This window comes from Tardiphaga sp., from assembly GCF_025356345.1.
In the GTDB taxonomy this organism is placed as follows: Bacteria; Pseudomonadota; Alphaproteobacteria; order Rhizobiales; family Xanthobacteraceae; genus Tardiphaga.
Window position 1 is genome coordinate 32536 of record NZ_JANXTC010000393.1, and the last position, 24902, is coordinate 57437.

Genomic DNA, 24902 nt, shown 5'->3' on the forward strand with positions numbered 1-24902 from the left:
CAATCTACTTTCCGGAAGTTGACGAAAGGTCGAGCCAAGGCACCGACCGCGGCGAACGACCATCGGTCTTGCTATCTACATCTATGGTCGAAGGTGCGCGGATTCTGGAGGTGGCCGCGGCGGACATGCCCGTTGGAGAAGTCCGTGAGGACGAAACCTGGTCGCGCCGGTGGAGTTCAATCAGCGACGCGGGGCTTCGTCCTCACAGGTTACAAAATACCAGCGAGACCTGATACAATCGTTAATTTTCCGCAATGCGGCACAGTAAATGACGCATAGCCGACATGCGCGGGCGCAACCTCTAATGCGACAGGATCTTAGAGAGAAACTGCTGCGCGCGTTCGCTGCGCGGGCTGCCGAAGAAATCGTCCTTGTTGGCGTCCTCGACGATCTCGCCAGCGTCCATGAAGATCACGCGGTTGGCGACCTTCTTGGCAAAACCCATTTCGTGGGTCACGACCATCATGGTCATGCCTTCGCGGGCCAATTCGACCATGACGTCGAGCACCTCGTTGATCATTTCCGGATCCAGCGCCGAGGTCGGCTCGTCGAACAACATGCAGATCGGGTCCATCACCAGCGCCCGCGCAATGGCGACGCGCTGCTGCTGGCCCCCCGAGAGCTGCCCCGGATATTTCTGCGCGTGCGCCGTCAGGCCGACGCGGTCCAGCATCTTCATCGCCTTGGCCGTCGCGGAGTCTTCCGAACGGCCGAGCACGCGGGTCTGGCCAAGGCATAGATTTTCGACGATGCGCAAATGCGGAAACAGTTCGAAGTGCTGGAACACCATGCCGACGCGCGAACGCAGTTTTGGCAGATCCTTTTTCATGGTGGTGACGTTGAGCCCGTCCACGGTAATGGTGCCTTCCTGCACCGGCTCCAGCGCGTTCACGGTCTTGATCAGCGTCGACTTGCCCGATCCCGACGGGCCACAAACCACTACCACCTCGCCCTTGTCGACGGCGGTGGTGCAGTTCTTCAGCACCTGAAAGGTCGGGTTGTACCACTTGCTGACATTGTCGATGGTGATCATGGGCATGGGGATCGACCGGATGTTGGAGACACGGATAAGGCTCAGATGGACTAGCGGATGATGCTGATGCGCTTGCCCAGCCGCTTCACGAAGAACGACGCGGTAAAGCAGATCACGAAATAGACCACCGCCGCGAACAGATACATTTCAGTAAGGCGGCCGTCGCGCTGCGCCACCTTGGACGCGGCGCCCAGGAAGTCGGTGATCGACAGCACGTAGACCAGCGAAGTGTCCTGGAACAGCACGATGGTCTGGGTAAAGATCACCGGCAGCATGTTGCGGAAGGCCTGCGGCAGCACCACGTAGCGCATCACCTCGCGGTAGTTCAGGCCGATGGCGTAGCCGGCCATCACCTGCCCGCGCGGAATCGACTGGATGCCGGCGCGCATGATCTCGGAGAAGTACGCCGCCTCGAACAGCGTGAAGGTGATGATGGTCGACGAATAGGCGCCGACCTGCACCGGCTGGTCGGCGCGCATGATCCATTGCCCGATATAGGGCATCAGGAAGTAGAACAGGAAGATCACCAGCACCAGCGGCAGCGAGCGCATCAAATTGACGTAGCTCGCCGCGAAGGTCGACAGCACACTGTTCGACGACAGCCGCATCAGGGCGACCAGCGTGCCGAGGATCAAACCGCCGACGGTGGCGATCACCGTCAGCGTCAGCGTGAAGGTCATGCCCTGCTGGAACAGATAGGGAAGGCTGCGCCAGATGACGTTGAAATCGAAATCGCTGAACATCACGCCTTACCCCCGTTGAAGCCGGGGATGACGAGACGCTTCTCCGCATAACGCATCCCGATCGTCACCACCGCGCTGAGCGCGAGGTAGATGACGGTCGCGGCGGTGAAGGCCTCGAAGACCTGGAACGAGAACTCCTGCATCGAGCGCGCCCGCGCCGTCAGTTCCAGCACGCCGATGGTCAGCGCCACCGCGGTGTTCTTGATGGTGTTGAGGAATTCGGAGGTCAGCGGCGGAAAGATCACGCGGTAGGCCAGCGGAAGCAGAATGTAGCGATAGGTCTGCACGGTGGTGAGGCCGATCGCGGTGCCGGCCATGCGCTGCCCCTTGGGCAGCGAATTGATGCCGGCGCTGACCTGGGTGGCGACGCGCGACGACATATACAGCCCGATGCCGATCACCGCCGTGTAAAACGGACCGTTACGCAGCTGCTTGACCCAGGTGCCGAGATCCTGCGGGAGCAATTCGGGAACGACGAAAAACCAGATGAACAGCTGCACCAGCAACGGAATGTTGCGGAACATCTCGATATAGGCGTTGCCGAGAAACACCGGCCATTTCGATGGCAAGGTACGGATGATGCCGATCAGCGAGCCGATCACGAAGGCAATGGTCCAGGCGCAGATCGCGGTCAGGATCGTCACCCCCAGCCCGCTCATCAGCGTGCTGAAATAAGTGCCGGTCGCTTCAGGCGTCTGCTCCCAGAAGATTCCCCAATTCCAGTTATAATTCACGACTGTCCCCCGCGACGTGCGCCTTGGCCGGAACCCATGCAATGGCTGGGCCATTGCATGGGCAGTGGTCGTCGTTACATCGCGTAGGCGTCGGGATCAGCCGAATCGGAGGGCTTGGCAAACGCCTTGGTCTGCTCGGTGCCCATCGGCACGTTCAGGTTCAGGCCCTTGGGCGGAATCGCCTGGGTGAACCACTTGTCGTACAGCTTCTTGCCATCGGCACTGGTGTACAGCGCGGCGGTCGCGCCATCGACGACCTTCTTGAACGGCACGTCGTCCTTGCGCAGCATGATGCCATAGGGCTCGGGCTTGGAGAACGCATCCTTGGAGATGACGTATCCGGTCGGATCCTTGGAGCCGGCGGCGAGGCTGGCGAGCAGGATATCGTCCATCACGAAGGCGACGGCGCGATCGGTCTCGACCATCAGGAAGGCTTCGGCATGGTCCTTGGCGGCGATGATGTTGATGCCGAGGTTGCGCGCGGCGTTGGCTTCAGTGAGCTGCTTGATATTGGTGGTACCGGAGGTGGAGACCACCGACTTGCCCTTGAGGTCATCGATCGCGCTGAGCTTGCTGGACTTCTTCGAGACGAAGCGGCTGGCGGTCAGGAAGTGGGTGTTGGTGAAGGAAACCTGCTTCTGGCGATCGACATTATTGGTGGTCGAACCGCATTCGAGATCGACGGTGCCGTTGGCGATCAGCGGAATGCGGGTCGCGGAGGTCACCGGGTTCAGCTTGACCTCGAGCTTCTCGAGCTTGAGGTCGGCTTTCACGGCGTCGACGATCTTGTAGCAGATGTCCATCGCGAAGCCGACCGGCTTCTGATTGTCATCCAGATAGGAGAACGGCACCGACGAATCGCGGAAACCGATAGTGATCGCACCGGTGTCCTTGATCTTCTTCAAGGTACCGGTCAGCTCCTGCGCCTGAGCCTGCCCCGCGCAGATCGCCATGGCGACCACGGTGCCCAATAGGTGAATGCGTTTCATGTACCCTCTCCTCAACTGTTCAACCCGGACCGGCCGCCTGCCACTTTGGGATGAGCGCCCCGGTCCGCCGTTCGGGATGCTTGCACAATCGGGGCCAAAACGGAATTGTACGGAAGGTGGTTTGTCGGGGATGTCGCAGCACGGTAAATCCCGGTGATGAGCAACGCCCTTCATGCCCCCTGCGACGTCGTCGCCGCACGCGCCGCAACGTCGGCGAATAGTCCGGCCGGGTCATCGTTACCTTGATGACGCTGATCTTTTTGTTGTACGGCGCATCATCGTCGTGATCGGCTTCAAGCTGGTGCCGCGGATCGGCACCGGGGCCAATTATTGCGCTGCCGGCGATGGGGTTGATCTCGCTGGGAATGGCCGGCACGAACAGGCCGCCGAATTTCTGGACAAATGCCGCGCGATCCAGCGCAGCATTGAAACGAACGCGAAGCCTTCAAGGTCAGTTGCTGTTCTGGTGCGCCACGACCGCGGCGCCAAAAGCCTGAAACAGCGCCCGGTTGATCGGGTTCAGCTGCGGGTCATATTCGGCGTGCCACTGCACACCCAGCGCAAAACCCGGCGCGTCGGCAATGCGAATCGCCTCGATGGTGCCGTCGTCGGCGATACCCTCAATGACGACCCGCCTGCCGGGATGGTCGATCCCCTGGCCATGAAGCGAATTCACCGCGATCGTATCCCGGCCGATCAGTCGCGCGAAGATGCCATCCGGCGTCAGATGCACCCGATGACGGTCGGCGAAGACGACGGCCGGATCGGGATGGATTTCGCCGCTATCGAGTCGTGGCATGCGATGGTTGATTCGCCCCGGGATTTCGCGGATTTCAGGATGCAGCGAACCACCAAAGGCGACATTCATTTCTTGCAGGCCGCGGCAGATACCAAAAATCGGCACTCCCAAATCGACGCAGGCTTCGCACAGCGCCAGCGCCACGGCGTCGCGGGCATTGTCATAGGGCTCGTGACGAACATGCGGTTCGACGCCGAACCGGGTCGGGTGGACATTGGCACGGGCGCCGGTCAGCACGATCCCGTCGACGACGCCAAGCAGGGCACTGATGTCAGACACTTCCGGGATGCCGGCAAACATCAGAGGCAGCGCGTTTGCCACCTCGGCCACCGCGCGCAAATTCGCCTCGCCAACCATCTGCACCGAAAAGCGGTTCTCGATGCGATAGGAGTTACCGATCACGCCGATTACCGGCCGCTTCATGCAGGGTCTCTTTCCACAAAGTTATCCCGTTGCGAGGCAAGATATAGGCCAGCCTTGCCGGCGTGGCGAGACATATAGAATATCATTCTTTTGGGCAGTGCGAAGCGGGAAGACACCGGACCATGCGTTCACGGCGATTCGCCCGTCCCCTACACGTCGGCACACCGCCAAAGCTGGTGGTGAAACCGGGGTGGCTAACGTGAGCGGGGTGGGGTGGGGTTTGGATGGTGGGCGCGACAGGGATCGAACCTGTGACCCCCTCGATGTCAACGAGGTGCTCTCCCGCTGAGCTACGCGCCCTAAGTCCAGTCCTTACGGGTGCGGTCCGTATACCGGGTCAGGTTGAGACAGGCAAGGACGCCGAAGCGCCAATCCCTGTCTCTTTTCAAAAAAAGCGGACTTGCCTCAGGCCGCCAGCATCTTGTTCACTTCACTGACCAACTCACGCAGGTGAACCGGCTTGGCAAGCACCTTGGCGTTCTTCGGCGCATCCGAATCCGAATTCAGCGCCACGGCTGCGAAGCCGGTGATGAACATGATCTTGATGTCGGGGTCGAGTTCGCTGGCGCGACGCGCCAGTTCGATGCCGTCCATCTCCGGCATCACGATGTCGGTAAGAAGCATTTCAAACGGCTCCTCGCGCAATCGCTGATAGGCGGATAGCCCGTTATCATGGGACGAGACCTGAAAACCGGCGTTTTCCAGCGCCTTGACCAGGAAGCGCCGCATATCGTTGTCGTCTTCGGCAAGGAGAATCTTGTGCATGGCGGTTGGACGTCGAACCCAATGAGAGGACCTGTGCGAACACTAAGCCTGAGCTCTGGTAAATTTCGGGTGAAGGCCGTGCTCAGGCTCGCAACACTTTGTCCCATGACGACGCGCCGGATGCCATCTCAATCGGCACGGGTGGTACTTTAGTGCGAACACAACGGTCGAATTGTTTTTTCGACGGCCGATTTCACTTGGCAGATCGCGATGGGTTACCGACAATACGCCCTCATAAACAGCGATCTCGCGCCAGGCCGAGTTTGCGGCGTGATCGTAGTCGAGGGATGACGTCCGACCGATGACCCAGCCTGACGGTGACCTGTCGCCCCCCTTCGAGATTGTCGAGCCCGCGCAGTGGCGCGCGCCGATTATCTTCAACTCTCCCCATTCGGGCTCAGTCTATCCCGCGGAATTCCTCAGCGCGTCGCGCATCGACGTGGTGGCGCTGCGGCGCTCCGAAGATTCGTTCATGGACGAATTGATTGTTGGCCTGAGCGACCGTGGTTTTCCCGTCATGCGTGTGCATTTTCCGCGCTCTTATGTGGACGTCAACCGCGAGCCCTACGAGCTCGACCCGCGAATGTTCACCGGACGGCTGCCCAGCTTTGCCAACACCCGCTCGATGCGCGTCGCCGGCGGGTTGGGGACAATTCCGCGGGTCGTCGGCGACGGCCAGGAGATCTATCGCGAACGGCTGGATGTCGATGATGCCCTCGCCCGCATCGAGACGCTGTACAAGCCGTATCATCGCGGACTGCGCCGGCTGATCAACAAGGCACACCAGGCATTCGGCACCGCGATCGTGGTGGACTGCCATTCGATGCCCTCGATCGGGATTTCTCGCGACGAGCCGCGCCGGCCCGACGTGGTGATCGGCGACCGCTACGGCACCAGTTGCGCCGGCGTCCTCGTCGATGTGGTGGAATCCACCTTTGGCAGGCTTGGCTATTCGCTGGGGCGGAACAAGCCCTATGCCGGCGGTTTCATCACTGAACATTACGGCAACCCGGCCAGCGGCCTGCACGCCATCCAGATCGAGCTCAACCGCGCGATCTATATGGACGAACGGCGCCGCGAGCGCACCGCACGGTTCGACCAGATCGCGGCTGATTTTACGGTGCTGGCGGATGCGTTGGCCGCGGTGCCACTGACCGAGCTGGGACCTTTCCAGGCCGCCGCCGAATAGCCGGATCGCTTCCGTTTCCCCGACCTCCTCCGAACAATTGTCGCGCCAGCAACCACATCATGCGTCAGGCCGGATCGCAGTCGGCTGCCGCGGCTGTCATCATCAGAACGCAACCAATGGTTGTGAAAACTTTCGGTTTCGAACCCCAGGACTTCGTCAACCGCCAGTCGCTGCAGCGCTTCAGTCCCCCCTCCTGAACGGCAAAATTTTACCGTCGAAATTCACTCAACCTTAGATATTATAAATCAACCTCCGAGTGCGAAAAACAATCGCACAACTTTTCAGGAGGTTTTATGAAACGCGTTCTTGCAAGATTCTGGGCCGACGAGTCGGGCGCCACCGCCATCGAATATGGCCTGATTGCCGCCGGGATTTCGCTGGTGATCATTGCCGCCGTTCAGGGCCTTGGCACCACCCTCAATTCCAAATTCGGCGACATCAATACGTCACTGAAATGATCGGCCACGCATGATGGCAAACGGCCCGGCCTCTCAGCCGGCTCCGGATGGCCTTTCGCCCGCGGCGATTCCCGTCATTCACATCCGAGGCTGTCGGGGTGTTACACGGATGCATCGACCGCGGCTTCGAGCCGGGCGCACTAATCATCGCAGCACGCCCCTCCGACAGAAAAAAGGGCCGCTTGCGTTGGCAAGCGGCCCAAGTCTAGGGAGGAAACGCCCAAGGAGGGCAGCGATAACGCGAGGCGTTACCGCACCGCAACAATATGCGGCCGCGACGCACAAAGAGCAAGAGTTTTCCTCGATTTCTTCATGCAAATTTTGCATAGGTGACAGGCCAAATTGGCACGCAATCGAGACTATTGGCCAATGATATCAGAGGCTTGAAGAAATGACGAAAACGTGATTGATCTTTAGTAGTGAACCAATATTCATTTAATTATGCACTTTTGACGAACGTTGGGGGATGCGTTGGGGAAATCGAAACGCGATTCATTTACTTATGCGCCCGCGAAAATCCGCTCGGATTGTTGCGATCGGAGATGCGGCCAGCGACACCACGCGGTATAGCAGGCGGCGAGCCCAAGGTCGGGCACGAGTCCCGGCGAAAACCGGTACCGCAAAGGATGCAGCCGTGACGGTCATTGATTTTACTGCCTTCATCGGCCGACTGGCGACGGCCTCCGGCGAGACCATCGCACCGTTTTTTCGGACCTCGCTGAGCGTGGACAACAAGAGCAGCTACGATTTCGATCCCGTGACCGAGGCCGACCGCGCCGCGGAGGCGGTGATGCGCCGGCTGATCAAGTCGAACTTTCCCCAGCACGGCATCGTCGGCGAGGAATTTGGCAGCGAACGCGAAGACGCTGAATATGTCTGGGTACTGGATCCGATCGACGGCACCAAGTCCTTCATCTCCGGCTTCCCGATCTGGGGCACGCTGATCGCGTTGCTACACCGGGGCACCCCGGTCTACGGCATGATGCATCAGCCCTATATCGGCGAACGCTTCAGCGGCGACAGCGGCTCGGCGCGCTACCAGGGGCCCAGCGGTGACCGCAAGCTGGCAGCGCGGCGCTGCGCTGCGCTCGGCGAGGCTGTGATGTTCACCACCAGCCCGCGGCTGATGAATGACAGCGACCGCGACATCTTCCATGCGGTCGAGCAAGACGTCCGGCTCAGCCGCTACGGCGGCGATTGCTATTCCTACTGCATGCTGGCCGCCGGCCATGTCGACCTCGTCATCGAAACCGATCTAAAGCCCTACGATATCGCCGCCCTGATTCCGATCATCACCGGCGCCGGTGGCGTGGTGACGACGTGGGAAGGAAAGCCCGCGCAAGGTGGCGGGCGCATTGTCGCGGCCGGTGATCCCCGCGTTCACGAAGCGGCGCTGAAACGACTCAACCGCTGACGCTGGATCAGCCACGCGGACACGCGCAGCGCGAGTCCTAAAAAAGACTTATTCTTGCGGAAATTCGTAAAAAAAGCGAGATTCGTACGCTCCCCGACAAAATAAACTTTGCCTACTCATCATCCGCCGCGTCGCTATCCATTGCAGCACAATTGGCTATTGCCTTTTTCGGGTTGCAATCTTGAGTGCCTCTAAGACCGGTACCGTACCGACAAACGCCCACTATGCTTCTTATATCAATGGGTTCCCGCAGAACGCTATCTCGGAGCGCTCTTCTCACCCCTGCGGAAATACGCCCGACCGATCGGGTAGGTAATCACCTTTGACTTTTTCGCATCTTGACCCAATGGGCAATCGCTTACTCGCCTCATTACCTCGTGAACATTTTGCATTGCTCGCGCCGCATTTAACGACGTCCACGTTCCCGCAGAATCTCGTGTTGCTCGAGACCGGCGACGAGGTCGACCAGATCTACTTCCCGCACAACGGCATGCTGTCGCTGCTGGCCGTGATGAGGGATGGCAAGGCGATCGAAACCGCCACCGTCGGCCGCGAGGGCGTGGTAGGTGCGATGGCTGGTCTCGGCCTCTACAAATTGATGGTACGCGTCGTCGTACAGTTGCCGACGACAACCAGCAAGATCTCCTCGTCCAATTTCCGCAAGGTCGTCGCTGGTAGCGAGCCGCTGCGCAACATATGCATCCATTACAATGAGGTGCTGCTGACCCAGGCCCGCATCACCGCTGCCTGCAATGCCTTGCATCCGGTAGAGGCCCGCTTCGCACGCTGGCTGCTGCAATCGGCTGATCGCGCCGGCACCGACGTCGTCGGGCTGACCCAGGAATTGCTGGCGGAAATGCTTGGTGTCCGGCGCACCTCGGTGACCGAGGTGGCCGGCAAGCTGCAAAGTGACGGCGTCATCTCCTATTCCCGCGGCGTCATCAAGATCGTCGATCGTCCGGCGCTGGAGCGCGTGTCCTGCGAGTGCTACCAGACCCTGATCGATCATTCCGCCACGCTGACCTGAACTGCGACTGGTTTCATTCCGGCATGTCGCACGGCTGGTGGACAGTACCGCCGGCCAGCCGGGGCGCCGCCAGATTGTGCCTTGTTCGGGGATCGGCCAAGATGTCGCCATGCCCGATTCGATGATCATTCTGATTGCCGCGGCGTTCGCGCTGGCCGGCTTCGTCAAGGGCGTCATCGGCCTGGGTCTGCCAACGGTGTCGATGGGCCTGCTCGCCGTCGCCATGCCGCCGGTGCAAGCGCTGGCCATTGTCATCGCCCCTGCCATCTTTACCAATATCTGGCAGACGTTCGTCGGCCCCTATCTGCGCGACATCATCCGGCGGCTGTGGCCGCTGATGCTGGGTACCGCGGTGGCGATTTGGTCGTGTGGCGGACTTATGATCGGCCCCTACGCACGCTACGCGCCGATCGTGCTCGGCATCCTGCTGGTGATCTACGCCATCGTCAGCCTGGTCAAATTTCAATTTATCGTGGCGACGGCCCATGAAGGATGGGTTGGTGGCGTTGTCGGCCTGATTACCGGGGCGATCGCGGCCGCCACCGGGATCCAGGTGATCCCCTCGATGCCCTTCATGCAGTCAATCGGCATGGAGAAGGACGAACTGGTACAGGCGCTCGGGGTCTACTTCACCGTGGCAACGCTGGCGCAGGCCTTCAATCTGTCCAGCGCGGGTGTGCTCAATGCGTCCACCGCTCTGCCCGGACTGGTCGGCATGGCCGCGGCCTTTGCCGGCATGTTTGTCGGCCAGGCGGTGCGGTCGCGACTACAGCCGGAAGCATTCCGCCGCTGGTTTCTGGTCGCGATGCTGCTGCTCGGAATCTATCTCACCGGCAATGCGACCTATGCGTTCTTGAAATAGCGCTACCGGTTCTGCAGCATCGCCATGCGTATTCCGAGCAGGACAAACATGCCGCCGAGCGCGCGGTTCAGCCAGAGCAATGCGCGCGACGACCGCCGGACCCTGCCAGCCGCCTTCGCCGCGAATGCCGCCATACCGAGATTCCACGCCGTGCCGGTGCCGATGAAAATCAGACCGAGCGCGATGAAAGCCAGAGCCTTGCTCGGCGCATCCGCCCCGACGAATTGTGGCAGGAACGCCAGGAAGAACAGCGCCACCTTCGGATTCAGCGCGTTGGTCAGCACGCCCTGCCAGAAGATCTGCCGCATCGTCAGCCCGCGGGGCCCGGACGCGGCCTCCGGCGACAGCGACGGCGCATGCGAGAGCAACATCCGCACGCCGGCATAGAGCAGATAGGCCGCGCCAATCCATTTCACGACCGTAAAGGCAACGGACGACGCCGCCAGCACCGCCGACAAACCGATCGCCGCCGCGAATACATGCACCAGGCACCCGGCACTGATGCCCATCGCCGCCGCGACCCCGCCGCGCCAGCCAACCTGCACGCTACGCCCGACGATATAGGCCGTGTCCGGCCCCGGCGTGATGTTGAGCAGCAGTCCGGACAGCACGAACAGCCAGAGCGAATGGATGCCGAGCATGGCGAGATATCCTGCTACTTGAAAAGCGGTGTACCCGGAACGAAGGCGTCGAACGCGGCCCAGAACTGCTGCCGGTAGCGGTCCTGCTCCTGCAGGATCTCGTGGCGCGATCCGGCGATCACCAGATGCGAGCCGCCGCGCAGATGATAAGCGAACTCCTCGATCGCAGGCGTCGACACCACGGTGTCCTGGCTCGCCGCCATCATCAGGATCGGCTGCCGGATCTTCACCGGGTAGCTGGCCTCGCGAAATTCATGCATCGCCTTGAAGGCGGCATCCGCCCAGGCCACCGTCGGCGAGGCGATGCCGAGCGTCGGGTCCTCCTCGAGGATCGCGGCATTGCGCGCATAGCGCACGGGATCGCCGGTCAACTGGTTGCTGACAAACGGCGAGTTGCCGACCAGCGTGCCGCCGCCGCCGGGCACGTAATTGCCGCCCTGCCCGGTCCACCGCATCCCCCGCAGCAGCGCGCGCACCGGAAAGCTGGTGCTGCGGCCCGGCAGGTCGATCATCGGTGCCGACAGCACCATGCGGTCGAACCAGCGCTTGCCGGCATGGGCAATCCGCAGCATCACCGCGCCGCCCATCGAATGCGCCAGCGCGAAATAGGGTGGCGGGCAATCCGGCAGTACGATCTGCTGCACGAAGGTTTCCACGTCGATCTCGTAATCAGCGAAGTCGTGGACATAGCCTTTGCGCGGATCGCGCAACTGCCGCGAAGAATGGCCCTGGCCACACCAGTCGATCATCGCCACCGCGAAACCACGATCGCGCAGGTCGCGCACGGTCTCGAAATATTTCTCGATGCATTCGCCGCGACCGGCAAAGACGCAGACCGTGCCCCGGCGGCCAGCCGGCGGCGCCCAGCGCGCGAACCGCAATTCGGCGCCGTCGGGGGTCTTGATGGTGCCGCTGACGACGTTGTCCGGAACCGGGTTGGCGGGAATCGAGACAAGCGTCATGAGCGGACCGGCTGGGTGAAAATCGCTGGAAATCAAGGGCTGCGGCGCGAAAAAAGCTTCGTTGGAGACCTCTTGCGAGCCGCCTGCCCCCTCCCATATCACCTTCGTGCAGGCCTGATCTAGGCTGCACGCCATGAAAGCCCGGCCCGATGGCGGGCGGGTTTGCTTCAATCAGTCGCTCAATGGAGGACTACCATGCGTACCTATGATCTGACCCCGTTCTACCGTTCCACCGTCGGTTTCGATCGGCTGTTCTCGCTGCTCGACCAGTCTGGCCAGACTGCGGACAACAGCGCACCCGGCTATCCGCCCTACAACATCGAGCGCACCGGCGAGAACGACTACCGCATCAGCGTCGCCGTCTCCGGCTTTGCCGCCAATGAACTCTCGATCGTCGCCAAGGAAAATACCCTGACGATCAAGGGCGAAAAGGCCGCCAACGAGAACGCCGCGCCGCAGGCCGAGGTATTGTACCGTGGCATCGCGGCCCGCGCCTTCGAGCGGGCTTTCCAGCTCGCCGACTTCGTGCAGGTAAAAAATGCCTCGCTGGAGAACGGCCTGCTGCATGTCGATCTCGTCCGCGAGATTCCGGAAGCCAAGAAGCCGCGCAGCATTCCGATCAGCACCACCAGTGCGGTTGCGGCGCCGAAAATCGTCGAAGGCTCCGCCGAGCAGGTCGCCGCGTAAGAAGCTGGTTATCTTACGTTGCCAATAAGCATGCGCCCCGGGAACCGGGGCGCATTTTTTGCGATCAAGCCGCGCGAACCGATCCGAGGAATTGGTCGACTTCCGATTTCAGCATCGTCGACTGCGACGACAAACCATTGGCCGCGTCCAGCAGCCGCGAGGCCGCGACGCCGGCCTCGCTGGAAGTCTGGGCGACGCCGGCGATATTGGCGCTGACCTCGCTGGTGCCGCTGGCCGCCTGCTGTACATTGCCGGCAATCTCGCTGGTCGCGGCGCCCTGTTGTTCGACCGCGGCGGCGATGGCGTTGGAAATTTCGCTGATCTCGGCGATGGTGCCGCCAATGCCGGCGATCGCGGTGACGGCCTCGCCGGTGGCGTTCTGAATTGCCTGGATCTGCTGCGCGATTTCCTCGGTGGCCTTGGCGGTCTGGTTGGCCAGCGCCTTGACCTCGCTGGCAACCACCGCAAAGCCGCGACCGTGCTCGCCGGCACGCGCCGCCTCGATGGTGGCGTTCAGCGCCAGCAGATTGGTCTGGCTGGCGATGCTCTGGATCAGCGTCACGACCTCGCCGATCTTGTCGGTGCCCAGCACCAGCCCATTGACCACCTCATTGGTCCGGCGCGCTTCCTCGGTGGCCTTGCCGGCGACTTCCGCCGAGCGCGCCGCCTGTCGGGCGATTTCGGTGATCGAGGCGGTCAGTTCCTCGGCGGCGGACGCCACCGTGCCGACATTGAGCGAGGCCTGGGTCGAGGCCGCGGCCGCGGCCGCCGTCTGCCGGGCCGCCTCCGTACTGTTGTTGCTCATCGACGACGACATGCCCTGCATCTCGCCCGAGGCGACCGCCACGGCGGTGATGATATGGCCCACCTTGCGTTCGAAATCGGTCGCCAACTGGCGCATCGCCGCGTCCGACTCTGCCTTCAGGCGGCGCTCGGCTTCGGCATTTTCAGCGCGGCCGCGGGCCTCGGCGGCATTGGCGGCATCCGCCTCAGCGGTCTTCTGCTCGGTCGTGGCGAACAACACTTCGAGCTGGTGCGCCAGCCATACCAGCACGCCGGCTTCCATGATCAGCACCAGCGCATGCAGCACGACCCGGCCGAAGTCGGCGCCGCCGGGGAAGATCGCCGCCGGAACGATGAAGTTCAGCATCAGATGGTGCAGCGCCACCGCGGCAGTGCCCGCGATCACGGCGCGGTAGTCACAATAGGCGACCAGACAAGCCAGCGACGCGAAGAAATACATGTGGGTATCGATCTGCCATGCATTTCCCGACAGCTGATAGGTGAACAGCGAAGCGCCGCCGATCACCGCGACCGCTACCACCAGGCGGGTTGAAGATCCGTTGCCGGCGGTCCGCCACGACAATGTCGCGGCGCCGGCCAGCATGGCCGCGAAAAGCACCGGCCCGACCACCTCCCGACCGAGCGCCAGCCCGATCATGGCGGCGACGGCGACGTGCAACCAGAGTAGCGTGATCAGCGTCTTGCTGGCGGTTTCGCGAAGCGCGTGCAGGCCTTGGCTTTCTGTCGTCATCGTCAAATGTCCTTGGTTTTAATATTAAGGCAGGCAGCAATTGCCTGAGGGTCAAAAGCCAGCAAGACGCCGGCGCGACGCAGCCGCGCCAGACCATCATGGTCGTCCGGGCGAACAATCAGCAGCGTGGAGACGCCGGTCAGTCGCACAACCGTGGCGCTGGCCGCCGCCGCCGCACCGAAGATCTGTTGAGAATTCCACCATGGTGGAAACAGCACCGCGATCACCTCGGCATCGGGCCGGGTCTGCAGCGACAGGCCGGCGATGGCGAGCCAGCTGATGAGCAACAAGCCGACCGCGGGAGCCCAGATCAAGCGTGATGAGGTACCATTATGCATAATATAATACTTATCAGACAAAGCTAAACGGCGACTGAAGACGCCAACGGTATAATGTGCCGCGGCCATGCCGGCATGGTGATGCGCGGCCCGCCCGGCATCAAGGCCGCCAACGTCAAGGTCGTCCCCGCCTGAGCAAGGACGACCGTCGGGACCACGCTACCTCACTCCAGCCCCTGCACCGAAGGGGCCGCGGTTTCGGCGGGCTTGGTTTCAATGGGTCTGGTTTCAGTGGGTTTGGCATCGGCGGGCGGAGCGGCGGGGGCCGCGGTGAGGGGGATCACGCGCACCTCGCCTGGCTTTGGCGTGACCACAGCGGATTGTTCGGCGGGCGCCGCGGCGGCGGCCGGTGGCGCCGGCGGAACGGCGACGGTGACCGGCGCGACCACCGGCTTGGCTGGTCTTGCCACGGCGCGAACCGGTGGCGCCTTTGGCAACGGGACGCCTGGCGTCCGGTTGGCAATCCTGGGCAAGGGCACCGGAAGCGGCGGCGCACGCCGATACTGCGGAAGATCGAGCGGCGGGCCAGCCGGGCCGTAGCGCGTCACCATCTCGTTGCCCATCCGGTCGCCCATGCGCCATGCCGGCATGAAGCGCAGGATACGGCCGCTGCGGGCATCGATCCATCCGGCCATCCTCACCATCCCGGTCGATCGCCGAAACGGTATAGACGAGTCCACGCTGCCGCGGCGCGCCGAGCGGCGAAAAGCCACTTTCGCGCAGGATGGCGTAGATCTCCCGCGGCGGCAGAATTGGCGGCGCGAAGCGCGCGTAACCGTCGCCATAGCTGGGTGGTATCGCCGCATAGGGACCGCCAACATCAGAAATATGGACAAATGGTGGAAGATCGCTCTTCATCGGCGGCAGCGATTGGGCCTGCGCCGCGGCGGCCGTGACCGCCATGCCGAGCGAGGCCGCCCATCCCAGAAGATATTTCATTGCATGCTCCATGAACGCCCCCGCGCCCGGAGCGTGGCCAGATCCTGGTCCACGCCCTGTCCACCCGCGCGGCGGTGCAACGCACCCACCGGACAAACGGATGGACAGGGCAGAGGCTGATCGTCAAATTGGGCAGCGCTTTGGCCGGATCGCGGCACCGAATGCCGCAAACTCGCATTACAACGCGTTTTGGCTGCCTGAATGCGCATGTTCGGCGCGGACTTGCCGGCGCTTGTGTGATAGAAAAAAATTTGGCAGAGTCAGTGTTAGGACAGCATTACTGTCTCTATTTATGTGGCATACCCGGCACAGGGCTTGCAACGTATGCGGGTGCCGGCCTCTTGGTAGAGGCGCCCGAAATGACGGAACTTGGGTGGCCACCGCGGACGATGGGCATCACAGTCTACATTCTTAAATCGAGGCTCGCGGCGCGCGAGCGGTGGCCCTAGGGGGTTCCGCGACCGCCCAAGGTGCGCCGACGGATTTGGCAAAACCCCACGGGGTTTGAGAGGACGAAGATGAGCGAGTCACAGCACGAGCGCCACTTGATCGAAACCGATGCGCTGGCGGCGGACTCGGCGTTGAAACCGGCTGAATTCGCCCGCGAACTGCATAGCTGGCGCCCGCCCGCGCTGGGTCTTTACGACCCTTCGCAGGAGAAGGACGCCTGTGGCGTCGGCTTCATCGCCAACATCAAGGGCAAGAAATCACACCAGATCGTGGCGGACGCGATCAGCATCCTGTGCAATCTTGAACACCGTGGCGCGACCGGTGCCGATCCGCGCTTCGGCGACGGCGCTGGTATTCTGGTGCAGATTCCGCACGCTTTCTTTGCCCGCAAGACCGCCGAGCTCGGCTTTACCCTGCCCGCCCCCGGCGAATACGCCGTGGGCGCGCTGTTCATGCCGCGCGACACCGCGTGGCGCCAGGTCATCAAGGGGATCATCGCCGACCAGATCAAGGCCGAAGGCCTGACCCTGCTGGGCTGGCGCGTAGTGCCGACCGACAATTCGTCGCTCGGCGAGACCGTCAAGCCGACCGAACCCGCCAACATGCAGGTGTTCATCGGTCGCGGCGATACCGTCATGAAGGAGGATGATTTCGAGCGCCGGCTGTACATCCTGCGCAAGTCGATCTCGCAAGCGATCTACCAGCGTCGCGACCGCGGCCTCGCCGGCTATTACGCCTGCTCGTTGTCGTGCCGCACCGTGATCTACAAGGGCATGTTCCTCGCCGACCAGCTCGGCAGCTATTATGCCGATCTGCACGAACATGATTTCGAGAGCGCGCTGGCGCTGGTACATCAGCGCTTCTCCACCAACACCTTCCCGACCTGGTCGCTGGCGCATCCCTATCGCATGGTCGCGCATAATGGCGAGATCAACACGCTGCGCGGCAACACCAACTGGATGGCGGCGCGGCAGGCCTCGATCCACTCCAAGCTGTATGGCAAGGACATCAGCCGTCTCTGGCCTATCTCCTATGAGGGCCAGTCCGACACCGCTTGCTTCGACAACGGCCTCGAATTCCTGGTGCAGGGCGGCTATTCGCTGCCGCACGCTGTGATGATGATGATTCCAGAAGCCTGGGCCGGCAATCCCTTGATGGATGAGCAGCGGCGCGCCTTCTACGAATATCACGCCGCGATCATGGAGCCGTGGGACGGCCCGGCCGCGCTCGCCTTCACCGACGGACGCCAGATCGGCGCCACGCTCGACCGCAACGGCCTGCGGCCGGCGCGCTATCTCGTCACCCGCGACGACCGCATCGTGATGGCGTCCGAAATGGGCGTGTTGAAGATTCCGGAAGAGGACATCATCACCAAGTGGCGTCTGCAGCCCGGCAAGATGCTGCTGGTCGATCTCGAGCAGGGCCGCCTGATTCCCGACGACGAGATCAAGGCATCGCTGGCCTCCAGCCATCCGTACCGCGAGTGGCTGAACAAGACCCAGATCATGCTGGAGGAACTGCCCGACGCGCCGGCCAAGGGCCTGCGCTCGAACCTGCCGCTGCTCGATCGGCAGCAGGCGTTCGGCTATACCCAGGAAGACGTTTCGATCCTGATGACGCCGATGGCCGCCTTGGGTGAGGAAGCCTCGGGCTCGATGGGCACTGATACGCCGATCTCGGCGCTGTCCGACAAGCCGAAGCCGCTGTTCACCTATTTCAAGCAGAACTTCGCGCAGGTCACCAATCCGCCGATCGATCCGATCCGCGAAGAGCTGGTAATGAGCCTGGTCTCGATCATCGGGCCGCGGCCGAACCTGTTCGACCTGAAGGGCGGCACCACCAGCACCAAGCGCCTCGAGGTCAAACAGCCGATCCTCACCGACGGCGATCTGGAAAAGATCCGCTCTATCACCGACGTCGCCGAATCGAACTTTGTCTCGCGCACGCTCGACACGACCTTCCACGCCGGCTTTGGCGCGTCGGGCCTGGAGCAGGTGCTCGACGAATTGTGCGCCCGTGCCGAAGGCGCGGTGCGCGAAGGCGTCAATATCATTATCCTCTCCGACCGGATGGCCGGTTCGGACCGGATTCCAATTCCGTCGCTGCTGGCTTGCGCCGCCGTGCATCATCATCTGATCCGCACCGGCCTGCGCACGTCGGTGGGCCTGGTGGTCGAGTCCGGCGAACCGCGCGAAGTGCATCACTTCGCCTGTCTCGCCGGTTATGGCGCGGAGGCGATCAATCCCTATCTCGCCTTCGAATCGATCATCGCGATGAAGGACAAGTTGCCGACCGCGCTGGAGGATTACGAACTCGTCAAGCGCTACATCAAGTCGATCGGCAAGGGCCTGCTCAAGGTGATGTCGAAGATGGGCATCTCGACCTACCAGTCCTATTGCGGCGCGCAGATCTTCGACGCCGTGGGCCTGAAGGCTGAATTCATCGCCAAGTATTTCACCGGTACGCACAGCCAGATCGAAGGCGTCGGCCTGCCCGAGATCGCCGAAGAAACCGTGCGTCGCCACAGCGAGGCGTTCGGCGACATTCAGATCTACAAGACCGCGCTCGATGTCGGCGGCGAATACGCCTATCGTACCCGTGGCGAGGACCATGCCTGGAACGCGGAGTCGGTGTCGCTGCTGCAGCACGCCGCGCGCGGCAATTCGCTCGAGCGCTACCGCGCCTTTGCGAAGATTCTCAACGAGCAGTCGGAGCGGCTGCTGACGCTGCGTGGCCTGTTCAAGATCAAGACCGCCGAGCAGGAGAAGCGCAAGCCGATCGCCCTCGAAGAGGTCGAATCCGCAGCAGACATCGTCAAGCGTTTTGCCACCGGTGCCATGTCCTACGGCTCGATCTCGCGCGAGGCCCACACCACGCTGGCGATCGCGATGAACCGGATCGGCGGCAAGTCGAACACCGGCGAAGGCGGCGAGGAGTCTGATCGCTACAAGCCGATGGCCAATGGCGATTCAATGCGCTCGGCGATCAAGCAGGTCGCCTCCGGGCGGTTTGGCGTCACGACGGAATATCTCGTCAATTCCGACATGATGCAGATCAAGATGGCGCAGGGCGCCAAGCCCGGCGAAGGCGGCCAGCTGCCCGGCCACAAGGTCGACGCGACGATCGCCGCCGTGCGCCATTCGACGCCCGGTGTCGGCCTGATCTCGCCGCCGCCGCATCACGACATCTATTCGATCGAAGACATCGCGCAGCTGATCTATGATCTGAAGAACGTCAATCCTTCGGGCATGGTTTCGGTCAAGCTGGTGTCGGAAATCGGCGTCGGCACCGTGGCCGCGGGCGTCGCCAAGGCGCGCGCCGACCACGTCACCATCGCCGGCTTCGAAGGCGGCACCGGCGCCTCGCCACTGACCTCGATCAAGCACGCCGGCTCCCCATGGGAAATCGGCCTGGCCGAAACCCACCAGACCCTGGTGCGCGAGCGGCTGCGCAGCCGCATCGTGGTCCAGGTCGATGGCGGCTTTCGCACCGGGCGCGACGTCGTGATCGGCGCGCTGCTCGGCGCCGACGAGTTCGGCTTCGCCACCGCGCCGCTGATCGCGGCCGGTTGCATCATGATGCGCAAGTGCCATCTCAACACCTGCCCGGTCGGCGTCGCGACGCAGGACCCGGTGCTGCGCAAGCGCTTCACCGGACAGCCCGAACACGTCATCAACTACTTCTTCTTCGTCGCCGAGGAAGTTCGCGAGATCATGGCGACGCTCGGCTACCGCAGCTTCAACGAGATGGTCGGCCAGGTGCAGATGCTCGACCAGAGCGCGCTGGTCTCGCACTGGAAGGCCAAGGGACTCGACTTCTCCAAGCTGTTCGTGCGCCAGCCCGAACTGCCCGGCCAGAAGATCTACCACTCGGAGACCCAGGACCATCACCTCGAGGCCGTGCTCGACCGTACGCTGATCGCGCAGGCGGGGCCTGCGATCGACCGCGGCGCGCCGGTCAAGATCGATATCGAGATCAACAGCACCAACCGCTCCGCCGGTGCGATGCTGTCCGGCACCATTGCCAGGATCTACGGTAACGCCGGCCTGCCCGACGACACCATCAAGGTGTCGATGAAGGGCACGGCGGGCCAGGCGTTCGGCGCCTGGCTGGCGCGCGGCATCACCTTCGATCTCGAAGGCGAAGCCAACGACTATGTCGGCAAGGGCCTGTCGGGCGGCAAGATCATCGTTCGGCCGCCGACCAATTCCGGCATCGTGCCGGAAGAGTCGATCATCGTCGGCAATACCGTGATGTACGGCGCGATCGAGGGCGAGTGCTACTTCCGCGGCGTCGCCGGCGAACGCTTCGCCGTGCGTAACTCCGGCGCCATCGCGGTGGTCGAAGGCGCTGGCGATCATTGCTGCGAATACATGACCGGCGGCGTTGTCGTGGTACTGGGCAAGACCGGGCGCAACTTCGCGGCCGGCATGTCCGGCGGCATCGCCTATGTCCTCGACGAGGATGGCGACTTCGCGAAGCTGTGCAACATGGCGATGGTCGAACTGGAGCCGGTGCTTTCGGAGGAGATGATCGCCGAAAACAGCTTCCACCAGAGCGGTGATCTCGAGGCCCATGGCAAGGTCGACGTGTTCGCCGACCTGCTGGCGTCGGACGTTGAGCGGCTGCACGTACTGATCTCGCGCCATGCCAAATATGCAGGCTCGGCCAAGGCAGCGATGATCCTCGCCGACTGGAAGAGCTGGCTGCCGAAATTCCGCAAGGTGATGCCGATAGAGTACCGTCGCGCACTGAAGGAAATGAAGGCCAATGCCGACGCCGAACCGAAAATCGCGATCGGGGCGTAACACCAGGAATAAACTCGCCGTCATTGCGAGGTCGGGGAAGACTGCGAAGCAGTCCTCCGCGACCTCGCAATGACGAATAGCTAGAGACGGTTTGGGGCAGTAAGTCGTATGGGCAAGATCACAGGTTTTCTCGAAATCGATCGTCACGATCGCAACTACGCGCCGGTGTCCGAGCGCCTCAAGGGCTATGGCGAATTCGTCATTCCGCTGAGCGAAAAAGAGACCAAGGACCAAGCGGCGCGCTGCATGAATTGCGGCATCCCGTATTGCCACGGCACCGGCTCGGTTCAGCCCGGCACGCCCGGCTGCCCGGTCAACAACCAGATCCCGGACTGGAATGACCTTGTCTATAACGGCAACTGGGAAGAGGCGTCGCGCAACCTGCACTCCACCAACAATTTCCCGGAGATCACCGGCCGCATCTGTCCGGCGCCATGCGAGGCGTCGTGCACGCTGAACATCGACGACAACCCCGTCACCATCAAGACCATCGAATGCGCCATCGTCGACAAGGCCTGGGAAAACGGCTGGCTGAAGCCCGAGATCGCCCCGGTGAAGACCGGCAAGAAGATCGCCGTGGTCGGCTCCGGTCCGGCCGGCATGGCCTGTGCCCAGCAACTCGCCCGCGCCGGCCATGACGTGCATCTGTTCGAGAAGGCCGGCAAGGCTGGCGGGTTGATGCGCTACGGCATTCCCGACTTCAAGATGGAAAAGCATGTCATCGACCGCCGCGTCGCGCAGATGGAAGCCGAAGGCGTCACTTTTCACTACAATTCACCGGTCGGCGGCAGCGCGCCCGGCGCGGTCGATCCCGCCGAACTGCTGAAGACCTATGAGGCGGTCGCACTGACCGGCGGCGCCGAGGCCGGTCGCGACCTGCCGATCCCGGGCCGCGACCTCAAGGGCATCCATTTCGCGATGGACTTCCTGCCGCAGCAGAACCGCCGCGTCGGCCACGAGCCGCTCGGCGAGGTCAACGAGATCCTCGCCACCGGCAAGCATGTCGTCGTGATCGGCGGCGGCGACACCGGATCCGATTGCATCGGAACTTCGTTCCGCCAGGGCGCGACCTCGGTAACGCAGCTGGAAATCATGCCGGCACCGCCGGAACATGAGGACAAGGCTATGACCTGGCCAAACTGGCCGCTGAAGATGCGGACCTCGTCGAGCCAGGCGGAAGGCGCGAAGCGCGAATTCGCCGTGCTGACCCAGACCTTTACCGGCGCCGATGGCCGCGTCGAGAAGCTCAACTGCGTGCAGGTCGATGACAAGTTCAAGCCAATCCCCGGCAGCGAGTTCGAACTCAAGGCCGACCTCGTATTGTTGGCGATGGGTTTCGTGCATCCTCTCCATGACGGCATGTTGAAGACGTTGGGCGTCGATCTCGACCAGCGTGGCAACGTCCGCGCCGCGCTCACCGATTTCGCCACCTCGCTGCCGAAAGTGTTTTCGGCGGGCGACATGCGCCGTGGCCAGTCGCTGGTGGTGTGGGCGATCCGCGAGGGCCGGCTATGCGCCCGTGCCATCGACCAGTTCCTGATGGGCGCCACCACGCTACCGCGCTAGGAACTGCGAAGTAGCTTTCGGCCCTCGCGAAAGCGGGGACCGGTTTCCACCGCCGTGAAAAACGCGGTGATAGCAATTTCGGTGCAACAGCCACGTGGATAATTTCCCGATGCCATCGGGTCACCACAGAAAAGTACGATTGCGCCGGCACCACCGTGCCGTGACCATCCGCATTGACGACTTCACCCGCACGCCAGCTGATTGTATTCCGCGCTCGATCCGTGTCATGCGGTGGCTTGCGGCGGGAATCGTGCTGCTCGGCCTATCTGTCATTCCGGCTTTGGCAATGCCTAGAAGCGTCGCCTCCAGCGCGGGATCATTCTTCGCCGCGGCGGCGCAATGCGAGACGTTGAACCTGATCACGCCGGGCCAGACCGAGGCGCTGATCAAGGCGCTCAATAACTATCTCTCCCCGACCGACCTCATCCACATGCAAAACGGCTACGCGCGTGGCCTGAAAGAATCGATGGTCTATGTTGTCGAACTGAAGCGCTGGGCGCCGTTCTCCGCGGATTCCTCGAGCTGCTACCGCGTGCAGGGTGTGCTCGACGATTACAAGGCGCAACTGGAAGGCAACTGAGCTGAGCCGGTTCAACGCCGGAGCATTACGCCGCCAGTTCGTGCATAGCCGCGATGATTGCCTGGGCATCGTACGGTTTCTGGAAAAACCGGCTGCGCTCCGGAAGCTGATCGAGATTCGCCGTGCGGTGGCCCGAGACGATGATGATCTCGATCGGCGGCCAGCGCCCCCGGATCGCGGCAGCCAGCTTCATGCCGTCCATCGAGCCAGGCATGTCGACATCGGTGAAAACCAGACGAATGTCGGTGCGCGCCTCCAGGATGGCGACCGCCTCGTCGGCATTGCTGGCGCACACCGCCTCGAAGCCGGCGTCCCCAACAAGGTCGATTGCCATCAGTAACTGCATCGGTTCGTCTTCGACGACCAATACGATCTGTTTGTCAGCCGAGCGTACCACCATCACCGCCATATTCAATCAGGGCAATCGGGGCGCAAAATTCAACGCGGAAGCCTGAGGGATCGTAACGCTTCACGGCCCCACCGGTTCCAAGCAGACCCATGTCAATCAGTCGCGTCCCCAGCCCCTTTCGATGAGGTTGCTGAACCACGGGCCCGCCACTTTCGACCCAGCCCAAAGTGAGTTCGGTTCCGCTGCTCGACCAGGTCACCGCGACCTTCCCCCGCGGCACGCTGAGCGCGCCGTATTTCACCGCGTTGGTCGCCAGTTCATGCAGCAGCAGCGACAGCGACAGCGACAGCGCCGCTTTGGGGTCGAGGTCGACCTCCGGCCCCGTCAGGATGAACTGCGCGCGCTCGCCATGCGCGGCCACCGCGCTCGCCACGATGTCACGCATATGAACCGATACCCAGCTCTGGTTCACCAGCATGTCCTGTGCCCGGCTGAGCGCGGCGATGCGCAGGGTAAAGGCATTGACAGCATCGCGGTCGGCGACGTTGCGCAGGGTCTGCGACGCGATCGCCTGCACCAGCGTCATCGAATTTTTCATCCGGTGGCCAAGTTCGAGATTGGCCAGCCGCAGCTGCGCTTCGGCGAGCTTGCGGTCGGTGACGTCATGCACGGTGCCCAGCATGCGCACCGGCTGTCCCTCGGCATCCAGTTCGAACTGCGCCCGGCGCGATATCCAGACGACCTCGCCGGTGTCTGCCTTGCGGATGCGGTATTCAACGACCAGCGGCATGTCCGCATGCTGGCGCCGTTCCCGGGTCGATATTTCAACCCGGTCCTCCGGAAACACCAGCGCCTCGACCGCCTCGGGGCGTGTCAGCGGCTGATACTCCAGACCGTAGACCCGGCAGAACTGTTCGCTCACGGTCATCTGGTCGGTCGGGATGTCGATTTCGAAGCTGCCGATCTTTCCGGCTTCCTGCGCCATGCGCAGCCGCATTTCATTGGCGCGTTGCGCCGCCGCCAGCTGATCGCCCTCGATCTTGGCGCGGCGCAATTCCAGCTGAATCATCACCTGACGCGCCAGCGCCTCCAGCGAACCGATCTGGTCAGCGTTGAGCCCGCCCGGTCTCGCAACCGTGTCGATGACACACACGGTTCCCAGCACCAGTCCTTCGGGAGTTCGTAGCAGGGCCCCGGCATAAAATCGGATAAAGGGCGGGCCGGTCACGAGGGAATTGTCGCACGTCCGCGGGTCTTGCGTCAGGTCAGGAATATTGAGTGTAGACCCCTGCGCGATCGCGTGGGCGCACACCGACTGCTCGATCGGCGTCTCGCAGATACCAAGACCGGCCTCCGCCTTGAACCACTGTCGCCGCTCCGCCACCAGGCTCACCAAAGCGATGGGCGTGTTGCACAGCCGGCGCGCGAGCATTACCACATCGTCGAAGCCGACCTCCGCGGCGGTATCGAGAATGTTGTACAGTCCGAGACCTTCCAGTCGGATCAAATCGGCGACCAGCGCCGGTACGTCGGACATCACTCCTCACTTCGCAGCCGCGCGGCAATGACGCTACCGCATTCGTCCGGTTGGTGACGCACCGCCTGCCTTCTC

22 protein-coding genes and 1 tRNA gene are annotated in these 24902 nt (G+C 62.5%); 9 read left to right on the plus strand and 14 right to left on the minus strand.

The annotated features are described in order from the left end of the window. Nucleotides 1–301: 301 nt before the first annotated feature. The 7 genes from Q0S16_RS24095 to cpdR form a co-directional block, all read right to left on the minus strand. Nucleotides 302–1033: an amino acid ABC transporter ATP-binding protein gene (locus tag Q0S16_RS24095; protein WP_295854389.1), complete on the minus strand. Its 732-nt coding sequence runs from the start codon at nt 1031–1033 to the stop codon at nt 302–304. A gap of 50 nt (nt 1034–1083) precedes the next feature. Next, nucleotides 1084–1776 carry an amino acid ABC transporter permease gene (locus Q0S16_RS24100; protein ID WP_295854313.1) on the minus strand — a complete coding sequence of 231 codons (693 nt, stop codon included), beginning with the start codon at nt 1774–1776 and terminating at the stop codon, nt 1084–1086. Beyond that, the gene (locus Q0S16_RS24105) at nt 1776–2510 is read right to left on the minus strand and encodes an amino acid ABC transporter permease (protein ID WP_295854316.1); all 735 of its coding nucleotides are present in this window, start codon (nt 2508–2510) and stop codon (nt 1776–1778) included. Before Q0S16_RS24105 ends, Q0S16_RS24100 begins: the two co-directional genes overlap by 1 nt. 74 nt (nt 2511–2584) lie before the next feature. Then, on the minus strand, nt 2585–3499 hold the full coding sequence (locus tag Q0S16_RS24110) for an amino acid ABC transporter substrate-binding protein (protein ID WP_295854319.1): 915 nt from the start codon (nt 3497–3499) through the stop codon (nt 2585–2587). Between the two features lie 451 nt (nt 3500–3950). Continuing rightward, nucleotides 3951–4721 carry a gamma-glutamyl-gamma-aminobutyrate hydrolase family protein gene (locus Q0S16_RS24115; RefSeq protein WP_295854321.1) on the minus strand — a complete coding sequence of 257 codons (771 nt, stop codon included), beginning with the start codon at nt 4719–4721 and terminating at the stop codon, nt 3951–3953. Nucleotides 4722–4946: 225 nt separating this feature from the next. Continuing rightward, a tRNA-Val gene (locus Q0S16_RS24120) sits at nt 4947–5021 on the minus strand. Between the two features lie 105 nt (nt 5022–5126). After that, complete coding sequence (gene cpdR, locus Q0S16_RS24125) at nt 5127–5486, minus strand: cell cycle two-component system response regulator CpdR (protein WP_295854324.1); 360 nt, start codon at nt 5484–5486, stop codon at nt 5127–5129. 301 nt (nt 5487–5787) lie between these two features. Between cpdR and Q0S16_RS24130 the strand changes: the two genes are divergently transcribed. From Q0S16_RS24130 to Q0S16_RS24150, 5 genes are all read left to right on the plus strand, one after another. Continuing rightward, the gene (locus tag Q0S16_RS24130; RefSeq protein WP_295854327.1) at nt 5788–6675 is read left to right on the plus strand and encodes an N-formylglutamate amidohydrolase; all 888 of its coding nucleotides are present in this window, start codon (nt 5788–5790) and stop codon (nt 6673–6675) included. A 293-nt stretch (nt 6676–6968) separates the two neighbouring features. Beyond that, nucleotides 6969–7133, plus strand: coding sequence for a Flp family type IVb pilin (locus tag Q0S16_RS24135; RefSeq protein WP_295854330.1), 165 nt, complete (start codon nt 6969–6971; stop codon nt 7131–7133). A gap of 634 nt (nt 7134–7767) precedes the next feature. Further along, on the plus strand, nt 7768–8547 hold the full coding sequence (gene hisN, locus Q0S16_RS24140; protein ID WP_295854332.1) for a histidinol-phosphatase: 780 nt from the start codon (nt 7768–7770) through the stop codon (nt 8545–8547). Nucleotides 8548–8893: 346 nt separating this feature from the next. Beyond that, complete coding sequence (locus Q0S16_RS24145) at nt 8894–9574, plus strand: Crp/Fnr family transcriptional regulator (protein ID WP_295854335.1); 681 nt, start codon at nt 8894–8896, stop codon at nt 9572–9574. Nucleotides 9575–9683: 109 nt separating this feature from the next. Further along, nucleotides 9684–10436, plus strand: coding sequence for a sulfite exporter TauE/SafE family protein (locus tag Q0S16_RS24150; RefSeq protein ID WP_295854337.1), 753 nt, complete (start codon nt 9684–9686; stop codon nt 10434–10436). 2 nt (nt 10437–10438) lie between these two features. Here Q0S16_RS24150 and Q0S16_RS24155 read toward each other — a convergent pair whose 3' ends face one another. Continuing rightward, the gene (locus tag Q0S16_RS24155) at nt 10439–11077 is read right to left on the minus strand and encodes a LysE family translocator (protein WP_295854340.1); all 639 of its coding nucleotides are present in this window, start codon (nt 11075–11077) and stop codon (nt 10439–10441) included. A 14-nt stretch (nt 11078–11091) separates the two neighbouring features. Beyond that, entirely contained in the window at nt 11092–12039 is a 948-nt protein-coding gene (locus tag Q0S16_RS24160) for an alpha/beta hydrolase (protein ID WP_295854344.1), read from the minus strand. Between the two features lie 195 nt (nt 12040–12234). On the opposite strand from Q0S16_RS24160, the gene Q0S16_RS24165 reads away from it, so the two are divergent. Next, nucleotides 12235–12726, plus strand: coding sequence for an Hsp20 family protein (locus Q0S16_RS24165; RefSeq protein WP_295854346.1), 492 nt, complete (start codon nt 12235–12237; stop codon nt 12724–12726). 64 nt (nt 12727–12790) lie between these two features. On the opposite strand, the gene Q0S16_RS24170 is transcribed toward Q0S16_RS24165, so the two are convergent. The 3 genes from Q0S16_RS24170 to Q0S16_RS24180 form a co-directional block, all read right to left on the minus strand. Next, nucleotides 12791–14260: a methyl-accepting chemotaxis protein gene (locus Q0S16_RS24170; protein ID WP_295854348.1), complete on the minus strand. Its 1470-nt coding sequence runs from the start codon at nt 14258–14260 to the stop codon at nt 12791–12793. 2 nt (nt 14261–14262) lie between these two features. Then, on the minus strand, nt 14263–14667 hold the full coding sequence (locus Q0S16_RS24175) for a hypothetical protein (protein WP_366517858.1): 405 nt from the start codon (nt 14665–14667) through the stop codon (nt 14263–14265). 95 nt (nt 14668–14762) lie between these two features. Further along, nucleotides 14763–15233, minus strand: coding sequence for a hypothetical protein (locus Q0S16_RS24180; RefSeq protein ID WP_295854351.1), 471 nt, complete (start codon nt 15231–15233; stop codon nt 14763–14765). 822 nt (nt 15234–16055) lie between these two features. On the opposite strand from Q0S16_RS24180, the gene gltB reads away from it, so the two are divergent. The 3 genes from gltB (at nt 16056) to Q0S16_RS24195 (ending at nt 22941) form a co-directional block, all read left to right on the plus strand. Beyond that, nucleotides 16056–20795 (plus strand): glutamate synthase large subunit, encoded by a 4740-nt coding sequence (gene gltB / locus Q0S16_RS24185; protein WP_295854354.1) that lies wholly within the window; start codon nt 16056–16058, stop codon nt 20793–20795. Nucleotides 20796–20903: 108 nt separating this feature from the next. Then, nucleotides 20904–22361, plus strand: coding sequence for a glutamate synthase subunit beta (locus Q0S16_RS24190; RefSeq protein WP_295854357.1), 1458 nt, complete (start codon nt 20904–20906; stop codon nt 22359–22361). Between the two features lie 226 nt (nt 22362–22587). After that, nucleotides 22588–22941, plus strand: a complete 354-nt coding sequence (locus tag Q0S16_RS24195; RefSeq protein WP_295854360.1) for a hypothetical protein — start codon at nt 22588–22590, stop codon at nt 22939–22941. 25 nt (nt 22942–22966) lie between these two features. Here Q0S16_RS24195 and Q0S16_RS24200 read toward each other — a convergent pair whose 3' ends face one another. Continuing rightward, the gene (locus Q0S16_RS24200; protein ID WP_295854363.1) at nt 22967–23350 is read right to left on the minus strand and encodes a response regulator; all 384 of its coding nucleotides are present in this window, start codon (nt 23348–23350) and stop codon (nt 22967–22969) included. After that, the gene (locus Q0S16_RS24205; RefSeq protein ID WP_295854366.1) at nt 23322–24827 is read right to left on the minus strand and encodes an HWE histidine kinase domain-containing protein; all 1506 of its coding nucleotides are present in this window, start codon (nt 24825–24827) and stop codon (nt 23322–23324) included. The genes Q0S16_RS24200 and Q0S16_RS24205 overlap by 29 nt, the downstream gene beginning before the upstream one ends. Nucleotides 24828–24902: the final 75 nt, after the last annotated feature.

Bases quoted from the DNA above. Each gene is read 5' to 3' on its own strand.
- Q0S16_RS24095 (WP_295854389.1), bottom strand. From the start codon at position 1,033: ATGATCACCATCGACAATGTCAGCAAGTGGTACAACCCGACCTTTCAG.
- Q0S16_RS24100 (WP_295854313.1), bottom strand. From the start codon at position 1,776: ATGTTCAGCGATTTCGATTTCAACGTCATCTGGCGCAGCCTTCCCTAT.
- Q0S16_RS24110 (WP_295854319.1), bottom strand. From the start codon at position 3,499: ATGAAACGCATTCACCTATTGGGCACCGTGGTCGCCATGGCGATCTGC.
- Q0S16_RS24115 (WP_295854321.1), bottom strand. From the start codon at position 4,721: ATGAAGCGGCCGGTAATCGGCGTGATCGGTAACTCCTATCGCATCGAG.
- cpdR (WP_295854324.1), bottom strand. From the start codon at position 5,486: ATGCACAAGATTCTCCTTGCCGAAGACGACAACGATATGCGGCGCTTC.
- Q0S16_RS24130 (WP_295854327.1), top strand. From the start codon at position 5,788: ATGACCCAGCCTGACGGTGACCTGTCGCCCCCCTTCGAGATTGTCGAG.
- Q0S16_RS24135 (WP_295854330.1), top strand. From the start codon at position 6,969: ATGAAACGCGTTCTTGCAAGATTCTGGGCCGACGAGTCGGGCGCCACC.
- Q0S16_RS24145 (WP_295854335.1), top strand. From the start codon at position 8,894: ATGGGCAATCGCTTACTCGCCTCATTACCTCGTGAACATTTTGCATTG.
- Q0S16_RS24150 (WP_295854337.1), top strand. From the start codon at position 9,684: ATGCCCGATTCGATGATCATTCTGATTGCCGCGGCGTTCGCGCTGGCC.
- Q0S16_RS24155 (WP_295854340.1), bottom strand. From the start codon at position 11,077: ATGCTCGGCATCCATTCGCTCTGGCTGTTCGTGCTGTCCGGACTGCTG.
- Q0S16_RS24160 (WP_295854344.1), bottom strand. From the start codon at position 12,039: ATGACGCTTGTCTCGATTCCCGCCAACCCGGTTCCGGACAACGTCGTC.
- Q0S16_RS24165 (WP_295854346.1), top strand. From the start codon at position 12,235: ATGCGTACCTATGATCTGACCCCGTTCTACCGTTCCACCGTCGGTTTC.
- Q0S16_RS24170 (WP_295854348.1), bottom strand. From the start codon at position 14,260: ATGACGACAGAAAGCCAAGGCCTGCACGCGCTTCGCGAAACCGCCAGC.
- Q0S16_RS24175 (WP_366517858.1), bottom strand. From the start codon at position 14,667: ATGGCCGCGGCACATTATACCGTTGGCGTCTTCAGTCGCCGTTTAGCT.
- Q0S16_RS24180 (WP_295854351.1), bottom strand. From the start codon at position 15,233: ATGGCCGGATGGATCGATGCCCGCAGCGGCCGTATCCTGCGCTTCATG.
- gltB (WP_295854354.1), top strand. From the start codon at position 16,056: ATGAGCGAGTCACAGCACGAGCGCCACTTGATCGAAACCGATGCGCTG.
- Q0S16_RS24190 (WP_295854357.1), top strand. From the start codon at position 20,904: ATGGGCAAGATCACAGGTTTTCTCGAAATCGATCGTCACGATCGCAAC.
- Q0S16_RS24195 (WP_295854360.1), top strand. From the start codon at position 22,588: ATGCGGTGGCTTGCGGCGGGAATCGTGCTGCTCGGCCTATCTGTCATT.
- Q0S16_RS24200 (WP_295854363.1), bottom strand. From the start codon at position 23,350: ATGGCGGTGATGGTGGTACGCTCGGCTGACAAACAGATCGTATTGGTC.
- Q0S16_RS24205 (WP_295854366.1), bottom strand. From the start codon at position 24,827: ATGTCCGACGTACCGGCGCTGGTCGCCGATTTGATCCGACTGGAAGGT.